The sequence below is a fragment of the Bradyrhizobium sp. Ken64 genome (assembly GCF_055807555.1).
The window spans coordinates 1-16,471 of sequence record NZ_JBVVPA010000048.1; the positions used below are offsets into that span (position 1 = coordinate 1).

Annotated in this window: 17 protein-coding genes, 1 tRNA gene and 1 pseudogene; 5 read left to right on the forward strand and 14 right to left on the reverse strand. The window is 60.6% G+C overall.

Going from position 1 to position 16,471, the window contains the following annotated elements:
• Nucleotides 1-62 precede the first annotated feature (62 nt).
• From AC0L2F_RS34860 to AC0L2F_RS34895, 8 genes are all read right to left on the reverse strand, one after another.
• A complete protein-coding gene (locus AC0L2F_RS34860; RefSeq protein WP_473251424.1) occupies nt 63-581 on the reverse strand; it encodes a hypothetical protein in 519 nt (172 codons plus the stop codon).
• Nucleotides 582-735: 154 nt separating this feature from the next.
• Complete coding sequence (locus AC0L2F_RS34865; RefSeq protein WP_473251425.1) at nt 736-1,380, reverse strand: hypothetical protein; 645 nt, start codon at nt 1,378-1,380, stop codon at nt 736-738.
• 41 nt (nt 1,381-1,421) lie between these two features.
• Entirely contained in the window at nt 1,422-3,422 is a 2,001-nt protein-coding gene (locus AC0L2F_RS34870) for a vanadium-dependent haloperoxidase (protein ID WP_473251426.1), read from the reverse strand.
• 484 nt (nt 3,423-3,906) lie between these two features.
• Nucleotides 3,907-4,413: a hypothetical protein gene (locus AC0L2F_RS34875; RefSeq protein WP_473251427.1), complete on the reverse strand. Its 507-nt coding sequence runs from the start codon at nt 4,411-4,413 to the stop codon at nt 3,907-3,909.
• Nucleotides 4,414-4,689: 276 nt separating this feature from the next.
• Complete coding sequence (locus AC0L2F_RS34880; RefSeq protein WP_473251428.1) at nt 4,690-4,965, reverse strand: hypothetical protein; 276 nt, start codon at nt 4,963-4,965, stop codon at nt 4,690-4,692.
• A gap of 330 nt (nt 4,966-5,295) precedes the next feature.
• Nucleotides 5,296-5,913, reverse strand: a complete 618-nt coding sequence (locus tag AC0L2F_RS34885) for a hypothetical protein (protein ID WP_473251429.1) — start codon at nt 5,911-5,913, stop codon at nt 5,296-5,298.
• A gap of 21 nt (nt 5,914-5,934) precedes the next feature.
• Nucleotides 5,935-6,525 carry a hypothetical protein gene (locus AC0L2F_RS34890; RefSeq protein WP_473251430.1) on the reverse strand — a complete coding sequence of 197 codons (591 nt, stop codon included), beginning with the start codon at nt 6,523-6,525 and terminating at the stop codon, nt 5,935-5,937.
• A gap of 69 nt (nt 6,526-6,594) precedes the next feature.
• Complete coding sequence (locus AC0L2F_RS34895) at nt 6,595-7,614, reverse strand: hypothetical protein (RefSeq protein WP_473251431.1); 1,020 nt, start codon at nt 7,612-7,614, stop codon at nt 6,595-6,597.
• Between the two features lie 481 nt (nt 7,615-8,095).
• On the opposite strand from AC0L2F_RS34895, the pseudogene AC0L2F_RS34900 reads away from it, so the two are divergent.
• Both AC0L2F_RS34900 and AC0L2F_RS34905 read left to right on the forward strand, forming a co-directional pair.
• Nucleotides 8,096-8,185 (forward strand): annotated as a pseudogene (locus tag AC0L2F_RS34900) (transposase domain-containing protein); the annotation flags it as partial.
• Complete coding sequence (locus AC0L2F_RS34905) at nt 8,186-8,500, forward strand: bifunctional DNA primase/polymerase (protein ID WP_473251436.1); 315 nt, start codon at nt 8,186-8,188, stop codon at nt 8,498-8,500. It begins immediately after the preceding pseudogene.
• A gap of 895 nt (nt 8,501-9,395) precedes the next feature.
• Here AC0L2F_RS34905 and AC0L2F_RS34910 read toward each other — a convergent pair.
• The gene (locus AC0L2F_RS34910; RefSeq protein ID WP_473251432.1) at nt 9,396-9,896 is read right to left on the reverse strand and encodes a tyrosine-type recombinase/integrase; all 501 of its coding nucleotides are present in this window, start codon (nt 9,894-9,896) and stop codon (nt 9,396-9,398) included.
• Nucleotides 9,897-10,443: 547 nt separating this feature from the next.
• Here AC0L2F_RS34910 and AC0L2F_RS34915 point away from each other — a divergent pair.
• Entirely contained in the window at nt 10,444-10,650 is a 207-nt protein-coding gene (locus AC0L2F_RS34915) for a hypothetical protein (RefSeq protein WP_231188869.1), read from the forward strand.
• 1,003 nt (nt 10,651-11,653) lie between these two features.
• Here AC0L2F_RS34915 and AC0L2F_RS34920 read toward each other — a convergent pair.
• The 3 genes from AC0L2F_RS34920 to AC0L2F_RS34930 form a co-directional block, all read right to left on the reverse strand.
• Nucleotides 11,654-11,728: transfer RNA gene (locus AC0L2F_RS34920), tRNA-Val, on the reverse strand.
• 156 nt (nt 11,729-11,884) lie between these two features.
• Nucleotides 11,885-13,183, reverse strand: coding sequence for a hypothetical protein (locus tag AC0L2F_RS34925; protein ID WP_473251433.1), 1,299 nt, complete (start codon nt 13,181-13,183; stop codon nt 11,885-11,887).
• Nucleotides 13,184-13,302: 119 nt separating this feature from the next.
• Nucleotides 13,303-13,908: a DUF1134 domain-containing protein gene (locus AC0L2F_RS34930; RefSeq protein ID WP_007606270.1), complete on the reverse strand. Its 606-nt coding sequence runs from the start codon at nt 13,906-13,908 to the stop codon at nt 13,303-13,305.
• Nucleotides 13,909-14,047: 139 nt separating this feature from the next.
• On the opposite strand from AC0L2F_RS34930, the gene AC0L2F_RS34935 reads away from it, so the two are divergent.
• Complete coding sequence (locus AC0L2F_RS34935; RefSeq protein WP_063993798.1) at nt 14,048-14,533, forward strand: YHS domain-containing (seleno)protein; 486 nt, start codon at nt 14,048-14,050, stop codon at nt 14,531-14,533.
• A gap of 13 nt (nt 14,534-14,546) precedes the next feature.
• Here the strand turns inward: AC0L2F_RS34935 and AC0L2F_RS34940 are convergent, their stop codons facing one another.
• Entirely contained in the window at nt 14,547-15,374 is an 828-nt protein-coding gene (locus AC0L2F_RS34940; RefSeq protein WP_088930953.1) for a 3'(2'),5'-bisphosphate nucleotidase CysQ family protein, read from the reverse strand.
• 171 nt (nt 15,375-15,545) lie between these two features.
• Here AC0L2F_RS34940 and chpT point away from each other — a divergent pair, with 171 nt between their 5' ends.
• Nucleotides 15,546-16,199, forward strand: a complete 654-nt coding sequence (chpT, locus tag AC0L2F_RS34945; protein WP_473251434.1) for a histidine phosphotransferase ChpT — start codon at nt 15,546-15,548, stop codon at nt 16,197-16,199.
• A gap of 14 nt (nt 16,200-16,213) precedes the next feature.
• Here chpT and AC0L2F_RS34950 read toward each other — a convergent pair.
• Nucleotides 16,214-16,471: hypothetical protein (locus AC0L2F_RS34950; RefSeq protein ID WP_473251435.1), on the reverse strand; the 258-nt coding region annotated here is incomplete at its 5' end.

Sequence of the window (16,471 nt, forward strand, 5' to 3'; positions counted from 1 at the left end):
TGTTCACCCCGCGCCAAACGGCGTAACATCCGCCGAGACTCTAATCGCCAATGGATGAAAGTTCAGCGGCAGGTCACGGGCTCCTGCTTCAATTTTAAACTGAGCAAACAGTTCTGAGTGAAAAGCTCTTGCGCGTTCAAGCAAATCGACCGCCAGCGGTCCCTTGGAATCAGACCAAGCTTTGCGGCTCTATGATAGAGTTCGTAGTGGGATACTATCGATTTGAATTCAGCCTCGGTTTCGGGCTTGTCTGCTCTTTCGGGCATCGGTGAACAAGACAATTCACGGGCCTGCGCAAAAACCCCGTTCTTATCGTAGACACGTTTCTGTATCGACTGAGTACCTTCCCGCAATCTCTGCTCGATTCCGAGTTCCTCGGTGTACGATGCGACCCGCAGCTGTTGTTCGGTAATGTTTGATTGCTTGCTGATTTCGAAACTTTGATAAGCCAACCCTGCGAGAGTGAGGATTGTGGCGCCGGCCTGGATATTTTGGTAACACTTGCCTCTGGTCAGCTTTTTTCTTATCGCCTCTGCTGCCCCTTTAGCGGTGGCCGCTTCTTTTTGCGGCTTTCTCGGCATTGTCCTTATAACCTTTTGCCTCGTCCGCAGCGGTACGCGCCGCCTTCGCGCACGCGACCGGGTCAGGGATGCCGTCGAGGTCCTGCTGCGACATTTGATATCTGATTCTAAATGGCGTTCGCGCGAATATGGTAGCGGAAGCTTTGATCGCCCTCTACGTGTTTTCGTAACTTAGACGTGTTTGTCTGTAAACTTCAGACCGTTGCCGGCGGCATGAAGGGAGAGTGGTCTCGCTTGCCGCGCGATCGAGCAGCCATATTGCAATCCCGGAGTGAGCAGCGAGCGCCGCGCTCACTCCAACGCCGGCCATGCAGAAGAGGAAAGGCCCGGCTCCGAGGTTTTCGGATGCGAACGAAGAATGCGGCATGGCCAGTACTGACGTAACCACTGAGCCAAGTGTTAAAACGTACATCGCAAGAAAACTGCCGTCGAACACTGCGTTTGCAATCTTGGATAATCTTTTTATGTTGCTATTTTCCGCTTTCATTCGGAATATTACCATCGATGAGTTTGCTCGGCAGCAAAAAAATGCGGGATAGTTTTCGTAATACTGTACTATTCTTGCAAAATTAGCTTGCCGAAATTGGCGAGCATCCGGGCCCCATAGTGAAGGCATGATCAGAGACGCCGGCACGGCGTGCGAGGAGAGGAATGCGGATGGAAAAAGGAGAAATCCGTCCGGGTAATGACAAGATGAAATGAGAGCAATCACCGAACCGCGCTTCATTGTGCTTCCAGGGTCTTCCGGGAAGAATGCTTCTTGCTGGAAGGCCTTTGAAGGCAAACTATCGAAGCGCATCAGGCCCGCCGGCCGCCGGAATTCGCTTCTGTAACTGCGAGCTACTGGACCGTTTCAATCTTAAGGGGTCCGAAGCCGTTGGTCGCATCGGTATCGTCCCAGCCGGCCGGCAGATTGTTTATTCCGGGGCAAACGAGGTCCGTGCGCAGCTTGGTATCGGGCGTGACTGAAAAAATACGAAGAGGCGGATCGAAAGCCTGACCTTGTGCGTCCAGCGGTCTCATGATGTGACGGTAGACATGGCTGGCGACCTTGTTACCCATCGCGATCCCGTCATCGGCATCGAAGACCCAGTGGACGCCCATAAAAAGGCGGCTGTCGGCATTTTCACGTTCGGCGCAGTCCAATACGAAATCCCGGCTGTTGCAGAATCGTGGATCTTTCTGAGCGTCCTCCGGCGCGCAGCGAACGTAGTTGAACACATCCTTGTTCTTCCCGTTGAATTCGTCCGACATGAATTTGAAAGTCGTCGTCGGCTTGACGAATTGGCGAAGCTCGCCGAAGAGCGCGCCGCCGAACACCGCGTGCCCGGACGGGTAGGACGGAAATGGCGGTGTTATATTGTTGGTCTGATCCGAGTTCGTGACCTGGGCTCCGATCGGAAACCATTTCGTTGTCACCGGTTGATTGGCTGCCATCGCGGTCATTTCATCGAATGCACGGATGTAAGTGACCGGACGCGGGAACTGAAAATGGAATTTTGAATCCCAGGCGGCGATTGCCGCATCGGCCATCGCGAGATTTATAAGAGCGTAGAATCTCGCGATATCCGTCGTCGATGTCGGTTCGATGAGGCGATAACCGTCGTCGGGATGCATCTCGATCTGATTCAGCGCGGCCGACGCTATCTGATTGTAGAGGCGCGCGGGAGCGCAGAGATTGGCTGTACCGTCATACGCCCAGAACTGAGCGATGAGCAGCCCGTCCCGACCCGGCGGAGGCTGGGTGATCTTGCCGCTCGGATCAAGACGGGACTCGCGCGCGTCCCGTTTGATGGCCGTGTAGGAAGGAAGTTTGTCATAGGCATTAGGTGGAACGAGCTTCCTCACTGTTTCCGCAGGTGAGTCTTTTTCAGCGATACGGAACTGAAAACCCGATGTGAGGGCGAAAGGTTTGACTTCACCCCAGTAAGTGCCAAGGGCCGTCATAAGCGACGAGACAGGGTCGACCTGCCATTGAAGGAAGGCGTAGTCGGCGCCGCCGGGGGGCCTGCGCGGGACAAAATCCTTGTTCCAGAGCGGTTCGGGCCGTTCGGCGCCGTCGTGGGAACGCTCAGCCATGATCTTGCCGGCAACCGAACGACCGATGTCAATGCCGGCTTTGCGTTTGGCGTCATCGGGGAGCGATGCCATGGAGCAAATGTAGTATTGCGAAAGACTGAACAGGCTCTTCACATTGGCGGGATCATTTGCGTCCGCAGGCTGATCGTTGAGCCCAGGGTAGAGCCATGCGCTGACCTGATAAGCGGCTTCGATGATCGCTGCATCCTGCGATGCGCTCGCAGTCGGGCCGATTTCCCACCCGGTCAACGTAGACTGATACTTTCGCTCGAAGGCGTTAGAAGCTTCGAACATCGCCTGGTGAATGAGCGCGAGTGCGCGCGCCGTTCGCGCCGGGCCGAACTGGAGATGATAGGTATTCGGGCTGTTGCCGATGACCGCACGGTGATCGAGCGCCGAGAGATCAAGCGAGATCAGGTGCCATAAAATAAAATATTTGCGGCTGTCCGTGCTGTCGGTCACACCGCAAAGGCTTATTGAATCGATGGTCTGCGGCGTTGACAGAGTTTGCAGCGTGACCGAGCCGGACAACGCGTTCTGCCCGAAGACACGTCTGAATTCGTTGGCACTTTGCTGCTGCAAACTATTTCGGGTGGCAGCTGCGGCCGGGCCGGTCAGTGAAGGCGATGTCAAAGGCCTGGCCGTGAGTCCGTACACCCGCTGAAATTCCTGCTTGCTTTCAGGTTGCAGACCCTGCGCGTGCGCTACACTTAAAATGAACCAGGGAAGAAGGGCCGCGACCGCCAATTGGATAACACGCATGCAAACCTCCCGAGTCGGAGTCCATGGGTTGCGCTGTTTCCTCAACCTAAGTGTTTATAGCAAGAAGAATACGCTATCTAATTGTCGCGACGAGTCAAGCGTGCCGTCTTGCGCGATATGCATACAGCACTCGCCTCTCTGCACGCGCTTGCTTGCGTAGCGTCGCGGTGGTCAGGGTTACTGACCAATCTTTTTTCGCGGTGTTTTTGGAACGGGCGCCGGTCCTTTCACCGAGTGGCCTATCGCTTAGCATCATGCCGCCACCGGAAGCGGACCGCGTGAGCGCGATGAGCAAAAGGCGGTAAAGCACAGGCGCTTCGGCTGACCGGTGGCCGCAGTTTGGGGGCGTCATAGCAAGCGTAAAGATTCGCGTCTGGCTCCTGCGGACATTGCGCCCGTGACATCAACGGTAGGGAATGTCCGTTCTGCGGCAACATGCGATGTCTGGAAGGATGTTCGCGACTGCGGTCACGCGAGATAAGCACTACGGTGCGGGCTTTGACAGCAGAGCGCGCATCCTGCAATAGCGCCGGAAATCGTTGGTATGGTGCAGCAGGAACCGCGCGCCCCGGTTCGGATGCGGCGGGGTGAGATCGGCTTTGGCGTAACCGAAATACTCGCCGGTTTCTTTCGTCAGGCCGGGAGGGGCGTCATGTCCGTGCAGCCACATGGCCCTGTGCCCTTCGGCAAACAGGCGCATGTCGTCTTCATGCTCCGGCTGCGCGTAGAAATTGTTGAAGAGCGTGTGCTGGTCCGAGAAAAAATTCGGGGGCGGTATGACGACGACATATTTTCTGAGTTTTCCCGCTGCCACGGCCTCGTCGGCGATCAGGATCTGATCCAGTATTTCGCGTTCGAACGTTTCGTCACAATGGATCGGGGGCTCTCCCGGCGCGCCGGCTGTACAGAGCAGCCCAATGGGCTTGAGTCCTCGCGCCAGCAGGATGCCTTCATAACCGTCGTGCGGGCCACGCAGGGGCAGGCTGCCCACCAGTTCGAATATCCTTCGCAATAATTCCACAGATACATTTTATCATATCGGCAGTTGTTGCTGCAAAATCCGCGCGAAACCGCGGATTTTCTGGCCTCGTGCGCAAATGGAATTCACAGAATATCCGCAGGGCGCCGGCGGGGCCGTACTTCCGTATGCCGGGCTAGGCTGCGCTCCCGGTGCCGGACCCTCGTTCCGGGAAGAACGGCGTTCTTTCCCAGACAGGGCTTGCTGCAGACGTTATCGGCTCGGCGCCGGACACCAATGGCAACGGGTCTACGATTGCGTCACGGCAATCTCCTGATAAAGGACGTACAGCTCGTCCTGCACCTTCCTTACATGAGCGTACCATTCCGGCTGAAGCAGGATCGCGGGATGTTCAGCCAGTTCACGCTCAATAAGACCAAGGACAAGATTTGTGACATGCAGGGCTTCGTGGCAACCGAAGCTGTTTGGGCCGAATTCCAGCGGGAGGGGATCATCGGAGTCGACGTTCGACGTGCGCCGCTCGGCAAGTCGCTCACGGCGTTCAGATTCGTATTTTCCAGCCATTACACTACCTCCCGCTGCTTTCTCTATTCATGTGCCAATTTCATTTTCCCATGAATTCAGAATACGCACACGGGCATGTGCGACATAGGTCATAGGCTGGTCAGCAGGCAACAATGGGCCAAACCAGTTTCCGTGGCCTTCAGAAGAATGGAATGCGGGGGAGTGATCACGCCGCTGCCTGGGACGCGCAGGCTGAGCGCGTAGCCGGTTATCCGGGCGCGGAATGTTCATCGCAAAAACGGGATTTCCACTCGTCCCCCCTCGCGGCTTAATTTGCACGCGACGGCTCCCGGTCATCAACGTGCCGCGGCGTCCGGGGCCAAGCCGTGCTTAACGTGAGGGCCGCCGCGTCAGCACGACGGCGAGATAGACGAGACCCGAACCCAGCAGTAGAGCGAACAGGGCCAGAACACCGTCGGTCACATACAGGATGTACTCGTTGACTCCGAACACCGTAGTGCCAGTACCATCAATTCTGGGACCGACCGCATAACATGGCTGCGAACTGCATCCCACCTCGTGGGCCTTGATCCGACTGCTCCAGAATCCCTGCTGAACCGGAGTTCGTGCATTCCAGCCGTGAATAAAGCTCTCCGAGTAGCGGGCTCCGAACGTGATGAGCGCAGCGAGCACCGCAAGCGCGAAAATGCAAGCGGTGCCATAGGAGATCACCGCACTGCGATCCTTGGCGTCTTCAAAGGCGGTATTGGGCGGAACAAGAAGCAGTGCGCGCCGTTTGCTGGCCAGCCCGATATATAGAGCGCACGTCCAGACAAGCGCGCTGCCCGCGAGCAGCGCAATGAGGAATCCCCAGTATCCGCGCGATATCAGGACGCCGTCTGGCGGCAATTTCTCTCCGAAGCCATTGCGAATGTAGATGGCCCACCCGATGGCAAGCGGGATGAAAATCTGGCCTATCCAGGTCCACAGCCTTGCGAGCGGCATCATGCGGGTTCACTCCACTGGATTTCATAGATCTTTGGAACCGCAAGCTGCCAGCCCGTGGTTCACACCGCTGGCCCCTCGGCATGCGTAGGCGGCGGGCTGGCCGGTCTGGGGCACGCTGCATTTCCCGGATTTGGAGTAGTCGTCGGCGAGCCCGGCCTTCACGTGAGCGACAAAGACCATCCCATCGTACCAGCTTCGTCCCCCACCGATACCTCTGCGCGGCGTCCACGTATAGATTGCCACCGCGGCCGGAGCGGCGCTGAGGGAGAACAGCGATGCCCGGTCGCCGGTCGCGGGCACAACGGACGTCGTCCGGACCTGCACGCGGCAAATCTTGCGGCCATCCAGCGCGGGAATTGAGTAGTGCGTCTCCTCGCCCTCGGGCCTGGCCGTGAATGCGGCGCCGGCGCCGACCAGCCGGATTGCATTCGACGGGATTCCGACCTGCGCCCCGATTCCGTTGACCGCCGCCGCGCAGGCGGCGTCACGCATGCAATTCTGAATTTCGTTCCAGGGCGTCCGCGCGTCGCGGACCGCATTTATGTGATGGGTCGTTATGACGAGGTCGTCGGGTTGCTGCCCCCAGGCATTCTGGGCAAATAACCAGAACAAGCAGAACGCGACACTCGCCAATCCACATAGAGTGCATTTGCCCATGGCTGACTCCGAACGTTTCTTACACTAACACCAAGGGACGCAAATGCGATGGCCTCCGACCGTGCCGAGCGTGACCGGCGGCGGCGCAAGTTGCGCGGGGTTGTTGAAGACCGAATTGTTGCCGCCCCAGAACTGGCCCGGGTTGCGCACAAAGGAATTCGACCCACCCCATATCTGACCCGGATTCCTGACGAACGAATTATCGCCGCCCCATATCTGGCCGGGGTTGCGAATGACAGAATTCGGGCCGCCCGCAATCTGCCCCATCGTTCGCGCGGTCCACCCATTACGTCCAATGAAATCATTGTTGTCGCCGAAACAACCTGAGCCGCCGATGCCGTCAGTAAAGCACTTCTCCAACTCACGTGCCGTCAGGCGCGTGGCCATGCAGCCGGCGGCTGCATAAGGCTGGCCGCCGGTCTGGACGACGCATTGTACGGCTATCTGTTGTTCGGGGTTCAGGTTCAGATTGAACAGATTGGCGCCCGCGCAGGATGCGAAGGTGCCGTAGTCCCCCTGCGACTGCGCGGCGCATTGGACCGCGATCCTTTGTTCCCTGTTAAGACGGGCCCCGATGATCCGCGAGGCGGCGCACGAGGCGAAGTCCGAGGCGTCACCGCCCGAGGTCGCGGCGCAATTCAGAACAGCCTGTTGCTCCAGTGTCAGGTGTTGATTTGCGAATCCTGTCCCGGCGCACCCGAGAAAGTCATCTCGGTCGCCTTGAGACTGCATCGCGCAGTCGGCGACAATGCGCTGATCGTCGCTGAGCTGTATGCCAAAATGAGGAGCCGCGCAGCTCGCAAATCCTTCCGTATCTGAATTCGACACTGCGCAATCCAGAACGGCCTGCTGTTTTTCGGGCAGGATAACATTCTGGCCGGCGCACGCAGCGAACAAGCCTACATAGCCGCCCGCTTGCTGCGCGCATTGGATCGCAATCTGCTGCGCGATTCCGCTCTTTGGAGTGCCTGACCCGGGACCGGGAGCACCCGGCATCGGACGCACCCGCGGCGGGCCAGGCTGCTGCCCTTGTTGCTGGTTCAATATGTACTGCTGCACGGCGGCACAGGGGCCAGGGCCCAAAGGCCCGGCGCAGAGCGGCCCGGCAACAGGATCGTTGCCAATGACCTGAAGTTGCTGCGCGAAAGCGGAAGCAGCTGCGGAGATTACCCAGCTGACCGCGATAACTGCGACTAGAGGCGCTCGCATGCTCATATCGCCCCCACAGAAAAAATCGGGGCAAGCAGCTGAATCGCGGCCTGCATATGCTTCGCAAACCTGAAACGGCCCCACAGTGAGCGCCCGTTACGGCTCAGGCGCCGGGACACTGCAATTCCCGTGAAGGACCAGCTTCTTTACCATACACCTATTGAAATGCAACCGGTCGAGAAGCGAGTTGCTCAGCCGCTTTAAGAGTGGCGCGACCGTACCCGCCTTCAGCACCTTCAATATAGGACGCATGATCCTCCCGGACCTGGGGCGTCAGATCGAGATCGGCTGACAGGAACGCCGCACCAAGCTCGGTGATCCTCAGGTCTGGCTTGCCGATGTACTCGCTCGCATCGCCATCCACCCCGCCCACAGGCTCGATGAGCTGCTGCCCTGGAACTGGAAGATTGCGCAACAGCGGTGCATCGTCATCACGACGCAGTCAGGCGGAAAACACTACGTCTTCAGCGATCCCGCTAACGCCTTCACGAATAGCGCTGGCGCGCTCAAGAAAGAATACGGTTGCGACGTGCGAGGGCGCGGCGGTCAATTCGTTGCGCTTGGCTCGATCCGCGAGGACGGCAAGCGCTACGGCGATTCTGCCGGACTCAAGGCGTTCGTCGAGGCCTACACCGCTGGCACCATTCCCCCGCTTCCCGATTATATTGTCGAGCTGATCGGCACGTCATCGGCGGAAGTGGGCGAGGATGCCCGTGTTTAGTTTCGATCACAAGTAGCTGCCGTGGCCGCTCATGCAGGGCTAGCGGATCAAACTTTGTCGAACCGGCGAGGTGTTCGAGGTGACAGACGTAAAGTCTGAAAGTCTGACAGCGTTGCGCGCATCGAAGGCAAGGTCGTGCAGCTTGGCAGGGATGCGCGCTGATGGCAGTTGTCAAACTTCAGTTCTCGCCGCGCACTGCGGCCGTTGAGACGGACAACCCGGATGTCCTGGCTCATGCGCTCGCAAGGCTTAGAACTGCGGGGACGACGCGATCAGTGTACTTCATCTGACTGACGAGTTTCCTGAGATCGTGCTTCCTTATCTGACGTGGGCTGCATCACGCAGACAGGACGTACCCGCTCGCTCTGTTCGTATCTTGATGAGTGCTGCGGCGAGTTGCTCTTGGAGCGCGCGCTTGGGCGTCACCGCTTACGGCAGCTCAAGGCGCGCTATCCGATCAGCGAGCCGTTCGCATCGCTGTAAGGCTGTCAGGACTGTCAGCCATTTCGCCTGACGCATATCCTATTGCGGCCTTACAAGCCCTCTCTCATCGTCTCCGTGCCGAAGGGATTTGTCATCACCGGAGAGCCTGCGCCAACAGGCTCTCCATCCAAAGGCAGGGGGCAATGCAAGACATCACCATCGCAATCTGTCGCTACTTCTGCATCGGCATTGAACAGCAATTAGTTGACCGCATGGTACGCAAACCGTGCGGGGGTTCGTTCTGATCGAACGGCCTGAGAGGCCGGGCGGTCCTGAAGTCGAAAAGTCGTACAGTCTTGAGAACGTATTCTCGTGGCTTCAGGGGTGTCCGTGGCAGATCGAACGGGCAGTGATCACGAACAGAGCGACATCCAACTGCCAGCCGATTTAGCGCGTCTGATAGAGCTGGTAGTCACGTACGGGAACGGAGCTTAACAGCGGAGCAGATGCAAGAGGCCCTTGCGTCTGTTTCGTCGAAGCGTCTACCCATCGCGCGAGCCCACGTCGTCGCTAAGCGCCGCGCATCGTGCGGAGACCATTCGGCCATTTTGAGCTTCAGTCGAAGGCGGCGGACTGCCTGGGAGAGAGCGTGCCGGTCAATCGGCTTGTCGCCTTTGCCCCGAGTGGACGGGAAGACGTAAGGGCTATCGTTGTACAGCCTCTCCGCAAGCGCCTGCTTGACGAGTTTTACGGTGTCAGCGCTCAGCGGTACGGAGTGCGGTTTCGGGCGCTTCATTCGGGACGCGGGCAGGTCCCAGCGCGGGGCAGGGCCATCAAGATCGATCAGCTCATCAAGGCGCATCCCCGATACCTGCAACGGCCGCTGTGCGGTCAGGAAGATCAGACGAACAGCAATGCCCCCTCCCATTGCGAGAAGAACAAAGAGAGCGTAGGCACGGGCATGTCCGGCCATTCGCGCATGACGTGGCGCGCAGCCAGAAATCGGTTAGTCGAGCAATCGCTACTCGGGTTCGTGAAGCTCAAGGTCGACGACCTTGGGGAAATCACCAAGGACTGCACGGCCGTGATGTCAATCGATGACGGCCAGAGCGTCTGGGGTTGCCGGTGAGCGCTATGGAGGCGTTGTGTCTGGCGTGAACGGTAACCAGCAGGCTCCATAGTTCGAATGCGCCCTTCTTCTCCACGCCACAACGGCGCACGCCATGCGGCGTAAACCCTCGCGGGAAGGGATTCGGAGCTCCTCACCGGGGGCACTCGAGAAAGGGCCCGCCGTGATGAAGTATGCCGGCGTCGCTATCACTGCTCCGTTCCCGGGTGCCCTCTTAAGTAATAGGAGCGAGCCCCACGCCGGTCGGCAGCGCGGCCGGACCCAGGCTGATCGAGCAGAAAGACGGCTCATCACAAGGGTCAAACGCTGCCAATCGCCGTGGTTGCAATGGTAAAAGTTCCTTCGCCGACTTACTGGGGGCAGGATGGTTAAGGCATTTCGGAATTTGACCATGGCACTTACTTTTGTGGGAGTTGCCGGCTGCAACATGTTTTGGAATTTCATGAACGACTATATGGCCTATGGCCTTGCGCTGGCGGCTTCAGTTGCAGCCGGCTTTTGCGTTGAGCGCATCTTCATCGAGCGGTCCCGTCGGGAGATGATCCGCCTCCATGGCGCGGACTGGCATTCGGCGGAGAACCGACAGCTCGACTCATGAGCGTCACCTGTCGCGCGCTCATCGTTTTCATCATCCGATTGCTCGCATTCGACCCGAGGGGCCTAGCCCGATGATCAAACCAGTCCATCCATTCCGGTTCGCACGCATCGAGCGCCTGCGAGAACTGCTTGAACCAGACTCCGACACGGCAGTTGATCTGAATGCGGGTGTGAGCACCACGGAGCTGGTGAGACCCGATCCGCCAATGCTCGATGCAGGCTTGATAATCGGTCGTGATCCAGGAGGGGGCGAACTGGGCCCTTCGTTGCGAGTCATGCGAGCACTACGGCACGGCAACCGGTCAATACGCCCGAGTAGCACCACGATCTGGAAGAGCGATGACCATAAGCCGGCCCCGAGGTAGGGGATGCCGAAAGCGAACTCCCGGCTCCGTTGGTCCTTATCGCTTTACAATATTGCCACAGGGCTCTCGTCGTAGTCGTCACCAGCGCCAGCCGTCCGAACTAAGTCGGGCGCGAGGCTTACGGCAACAGCTGGCGGAGAAGCAGTGCATGAGCTGGCAACCTGATGATTGAAGGCGGCCCTATGTGGTGTCCCTCACCGGACGGCAGGTCGTCACTGGAAACCAGCACTATCTGCTCTGGCGACGTGGTCTCGAGAACCACTTCGAGCGACATTGCCGAGCCGACGCGGCGGCAACTCATGGCGTTAGTGGACAACCTAGCCAATGAGCGGCAAGAGCGGCGCCTCAAAGGACTCGGCGGGACCACTATACCTTCCTCCGTGGTACCTCGGCGAAGGTTGCCTCGAGCACAACGTGCTCGCGCCTATCGAGCGCCAACGAAACCCGTGCCCAAAGGTCGCGCGACGACGCGTCTCGTGGTGAAAGATCGACGAGCTTTCTTGTTTGTCGTCGGGCCGGGAGCGGCGGGCGAAGGTAGAGGGATGATCTTTTTTGCAGCGTGCCCGGGTTGTGCCCCAGACTTTTCGGGGCACAATGTAGGGGAAGCAAGTCGCTAAGCCACTAAAAATGCAGGAGAAATGGTGGGCGCACAAGGGATCGAACCTTGGACCTCTCCCGTGTGAAGGGAACGCTCTCCCGCTGAGCTATGCACCCGAAACCATCATGCAGGCGACCCGAGTTTCGGCCGCCGGCGCTTTGAAGCCCGCGATTTAGAAGTGCGGGCCGAAGGTGTCAAGTTTCGAGGCGCTGCCGGGCCGGAAAACCTTCCCCCCGACCCGCAATGCGGCAGTGAGACCGTCTTGGGGCCGCTTACGCGCCCTGCTGGCGGGCGCGGGAGGCGTGGGCCTGGAGCGCGCGGATGCGTTCGGCCAGTGTTCCGCCGCCTTCGGGCAGGGTGCCTGCGGCCGTGCCGTTGGTCGGGGCGTCGTTGGCCGGGCGCGGCGCCGGCCTCGGCGGCTGGCCGGCCTCCGCCGCGAGCAGGGCCTCGATCGGCGAGTTCGGGCCTTCGAGCTGCATCGCGAGCTTGGCCACCTCGGCGGCGATGTCGTTGATGCGCTCGCGCAGCAGCGCGTTCTCCATCCGCTCGGTCGCCCAGGAGCTCTCGGCCTGTTGCTGGATCGCGTTGATGTCGCGCTGGAGCTTGGCGCGCTCGTCGCGGGCGGTGCGGAGCTGCTCCTCCAGCGCCGTCTTTTCCGCGCGGATCGATTCCATCGCGGCCGAGGACTTGCCGCCGCTCAAGGCCGCGATCTCGACGCGCAACTCCTTGATGGTGCGCTCGGAACTTTCATTGGCCTGGCGGAGCTGGTTGTTCTCATAGTCGCGCTCGGCGAGCAGCTTGCCCTGCGTGGCAAGGCGTCCCTCGAGATCGCCGACGCGGCCGGACAGCATCTCGGCTTCCTTCACCTGCACGATGAGCTGGCGATCGAGGTCGGTGACGCGCTGGCTCAGATTTTCGACGCGGCCGCGGGCGTCGCCGAGCTCGCGCGATGCGGTCTCGGATTCGGTGCGCTCCTGGGCCAGCCGCGCCTGCGTCGCGGCAAATTCCTTTTCGGCGTCGCCGACGCGGTTCTTCAGCTCTTCGATCTGCGCACGGACCACGACCAGCTCGACCTGGCGGCTCTCCGCCATCATCGAGCGGTCGGACAGTTCGGAATTGATCTTTGCGAGCTCGCCCTGCTTGTCGGTCAGCGCGAGCTCGGCGGCACGCAGCGCTGCGGTCTTGGTGTTGAATTCCTCTTCGGTGGCGCGAAGCTGCTCCTTCACCGCCTTCTCGCGCGCCTCCAGCGCGAAGATCGTGGCGTTCTTCTCGCCGAGCTCGATCTTCATGCGGTTGATGGCGTCGCTCTTCTTGCCGAGCTCGGCGAGCTGGCTCGTGGTCTTGTTCTTGAGCTGGTCGACGCTCATCTCCAGCCGTCGCGCCGACATGGCGAATTCGGCGCGGAGCTGGTCCTTGTCGGCCTGGATCTCGGCCATCGACAACGGCGTGGCGGCCTCGAGCCGGCGCGTGGTCAGGCGCACGGCGCGGTTATGCACCAGCGGCACGATCGCGAGCCCGCACAGCATCGAAAGCAGGAAACCGATCGCCAGGTACATGATCGGTTCGACCATGGGCCAGAACTCCCAAAGCTAAGGAAAAATTTACCAAGGACATTGCATGCGGGGCCGGCAAAAAGCCAGCCCCGACATGTCGTTAACCTTGATCCGTCGCCGGAGGGGAAAGCGGAACGCTAGAACGGGTTCCAGGTCGCGCGCGGGGTGAATTTCAAATAGCCGATATTGGCTCCCAGCCGCAGGCCGAGGCCGGAGCGGATCGGCACCAGCACGATGTTGTTGGCGGTGAGCGCCGTCATGCCGAAGCCGCCGATGATGTAGGCCGAGCCGTCGAGGCCGGCGAAGCGCTGGTAGATCGCGTTGGTGGCGGGCAAATTATAGACCAGCGTCATGGTGCGCGCGCCGTCGCCACCCCAATCGAAGCCGAGCGAGGGACCCTGCCAATAGACCCTGAGGTCGCCGGCGTTCTTGGTGTAGAGCGTGCCTTCGCCGTAGCGCAGGCCGGCGACGAAAGCGCCGGACCCTTCCTCACCGAGGATATAGCCGTTGGGCAGGCCCCATTGGCTGACCGCCTTCTCGATGATCGAGGCGAGACCGCGCGAGACGTTGCCGAAGAAGCGGTGGCCGGCGTTCACGAGTTCGTCCGGCCCATAGGTGCTGGGCGTCGGGGTCCGCTGCGGCGGCGGCAAATCGGGCGGCGGCGGCTGCTGGGCGGAAGCCGGAATGATCCACCCGACCATCGCGGCAAGCGCGACTGCGGCAAGGCGTGATGCGAAAGTCATAAAAGAACCCCTGGTACCGAATCCGGTCGCTTCCTTAACCTGACGCCAACAGGCACGGCTCTAGGTTGCGCCGGATGTCCCCTCGACTCGGATGTTATCCGCAGCAACTATGACGGCACAACGGCAGGAAGCCAGCCCTTTGCGCCCCGGAATTGCCTTGATCGGCCTTCTGGTCTGCATGCTGTCGGGCATTTGGATCCTCTGCGTGGGGTCGCCGGCGCAGGCGGCCACCACCGAGCGGATCGTCGTCAACCGTTTCAGCGGCGTGGCGATCGAGGGCTTCGACCCCGTGGCTTATTTCGTCGATGGCGCAGCCGTGCAGGGGACGGCCGAGTTCGAGGCGAACCTGTGGGCCGCAGTCTGGCGCTTTCGGAACGAGGGCAACCGGGCCTCTTTCCTGGCCCATCCCGAGGTCTACGGGCCGCAATACGGCGGCTACGATCCGGTCGATATCGCCCGCGGCGTCACCATCGCCGGTAACCCCCGTTTCTTCGCCATCGCGGCGCAGCGGCTCTATCTGTTCAGCCGGGAAGCCAATCGCGACGCCTTCGCCGCCAATCCCGAGCGCTTCCTCTATGAGGTGGGCAAGCGCTGGCCGGCCCTTGAGGACAAGCTCAGCCAGTAGGGCTTTTGCGACGTCAGAGTCTTGCCGCCTGCGGGTCACCCCAGGCGATGAACTCCGGGATGATGAAGCCGCCATCGTGCCGCTCGCCGAAGCGGAGCGCGCCGCCCTTGCCGTCGGTCACGCTGCCGCCGGCGGCGGTCACGACCGCGTAGCCGGCCCCGACGTCCCATTCACAAGTGGGCCCGAAGCGGGGATAGATGTCGGCACTGCCTTCCGCGATCCGGCCGAATTTGACGGCCGAGCCGACGGTCTTCCTGACGGCGTTGGGGCGATGATCGATGAAGGCCTCGGTTCGGGGATCTCCATGCGAGCGGCTCACTGCGGCGATCCAGGGCTCGCCGAGGGGCGGCAACTTGCGGGTATGGATCGGCTCGGCAGCGCCGATGGTCGCGCCGTCGAACCTGACCCGCTCGGCGCCGCGGCCGACGATGCCGCGCCAGAGCAGCCCGAGTGCGGGCGCGCTGACGATGCCCAGCAGCGGCACGCCCGATGTCACGAGGGCAAGGTTGACGGTGAACTCGTCGCGCCCGGCGACGAACTCCTTGGTGCCGTCGAGCGGGTCGATCAGGAAGAAGCTGTCGCGGAACGGCGGCGAGGCGAGCTGGGTCCGCTCTTCCGAGAGCGTCGGGATGTCGCCCGCAAGCTGCGCCAGCCCGTCCGCGATGATGCGGTCGGCGGCAAGGTCGGCCTCGGTCACCGGCGAGCCGTCCTGCTTGCCGTCGACCCGCATCGCCGTGCGGTTGACCGCGAGGATGGCTTCGCCGGCCTTCACCACCAGCGCCGTGAGCGGCTCCATCAGGTGGGAGGCGGCCGCGCCGTCGATGATCCGCTTCACTTGCATGCCTCATTCATCGGCAATTCCATCCCTAAGCGAGTGATTCGCCGTGGCATTAGGGCCGCTTCGAACCGATCGCAAGCTAGCTGCCACGGGCTTGCGAATGTTAGAACCAGCAGCATTCGTCAAGCATGCTTGATTCGCCGCGTCCGCGCCGTGCAATTCCAGGAACCCTTTATGTCTGACGCTTCGTCACCCGCTACCGTCACCGCTCCAGATGCGCTCGAACTCGCTGCGCTGCTGTGCTCGCGGGTCTGCCACGATCTCATCAGCCCTGTCGGCGCCATCGTCAATGGGCTCGAAGTGCTCGACGACGATCCCAAGCCGGACGACCGCGAGTTCGCACTCGACTTGATACGCAAGAGCGCGAAAACCGCCTCTGCCCGCCTCCAGTTCTGCCGCCTCGCCTTTGGTGCGGCCGGCTCGTCCGGCGCGCAGATCGATCTCGGCGATGCCCAGACCATGGCGCGCGGCCACATCGAGGACGGCAAGTGCTCGATCACCTGGAATCTGCCGCGGATCTTGCTGCCGAAGAATCGCGTCAAGCTGTTGCTCAACATGCTGGTCGTTTCGCAGCACACGATTCCGCGCGGCGGCACGCTGACGATCGATCCGATCGGCGAGGGCGAGATGATGAGCTTCCGCATCACCGCGACCGGACATAATGCGCGCCTGCCGCAGAACATCTCCGAGCTCCTGAGCGGCGAGCGCGGCCCGGCCGCGGATGCGCATGCGATCCAGCCTTATTATACGCGACTGTTGGCTGAGGCTTGCGGACTGACCGTGAGGCTCGCGCACGAAGGCGAGGCCATCACCATCATCGCGTCGTAGATACGCCGCCGCTCTCAAACGTTAATCAAATCTTTACGAGGCGCTTCGACTTGTCCGGAGCGCCTTATCTCTTTGTTGGTTCCGTTCTTTTCCACATACTCAACCATTATTAAACGCTTTGCGGTGAAGCTGGCCCCATTCCGAATTGGCGCATCACGTCTTGTGTGCGCGCCCTCCCTGTATGAAGGCCTGTTTTCATGGATGATCTGTTGCGGGAGTTTTTGACGGAAACCAGCGAGAGCCTGGACACCGTGGACAATCAGCTGGTGAAG

Excerpts from the sequence above, each read along its gene's own strand:
- AC0L2F_RS34860 (WP_473251424.1), bottom strand. The coding sequence starts at position 581 with ATGCCGAGAAAGCCGCAAAAAGAAGCGGCCACCGCTAAAGGGGCAGCA.
- AC0L2F_RS34865 (WP_473251425.1), bottom strand. The coding sequence starts at position 1,380 with ATGCGCTTCGATAGTTTGCCTTCAAAGGCCTTCCAGCAAGAAGCATTC.
- AC0L2F_RS34870 (WP_473251426.1), bottom strand. The coding sequence starts at position 3,422 with ATGCGTGTTATCCAATTGGCGGTCGCGGCCCTTCTTCCCTGGTTCATT.
- AC0L2F_RS34880 (WP_473251428.1), bottom strand. The coding sequence starts at position 4,965 with ATGGCTGGAAAATACGAATCTGAACGCCGTGAGCGACTTGCCGAGCGG.
- AC0L2F_RS34885 (WP_473251429.1), bottom strand. The coding sequence starts at position 5,913 with ATGATGCCGCTCGCAAGGCTGTGGACCTGGATAGGCCAGATTTTCATC.
- AC0L2F_RS34910 (WP_473251432.1), bottom strand. The coding sequence starts at position 9,896 with ATGGCCGGACATGCCCGTGCCTACGCTCTCTTTGTTCTTCTCGCAATG.
- AC0L2F_RS34915 (WP_231188869.1), top strand. The coding sequence starts at position 10,444 with ATGGCACTTACTTTTGTGGGAGTTGCCGGCTGCAACATGTTTTGGAAT.
- AC0L2F_RS34925 (WP_473251433.1), bottom strand. The coding sequence starts at position 13,183 with ATGGTCGAACCGATCATGTACCTGGCGATCGGTTTCCTGCTTTCGATG.
- AC0L2F_RS34930 (WP_007606270.1), bottom strand. The coding sequence starts at position 13,908 with ATGACTTTCGCATCACGCCTTGCCGCAGTCGCGCTTGCCGCGATGGTC.
- AC0L2F_RS34940 (WP_088930953.1), bottom strand. The coding sequence starts at position 15,374 with ATGCAAGTGAAGCGGATCATCGACGGCGCGGCCGCCTCCCACCTGATG.
- chpT (WP_473251434.1), top strand. The coding sequence starts at position 15,546 with ATGTCTGACGCTTCGTCACCCGCTACCGTCACCGCTCCAGATGCGCTC.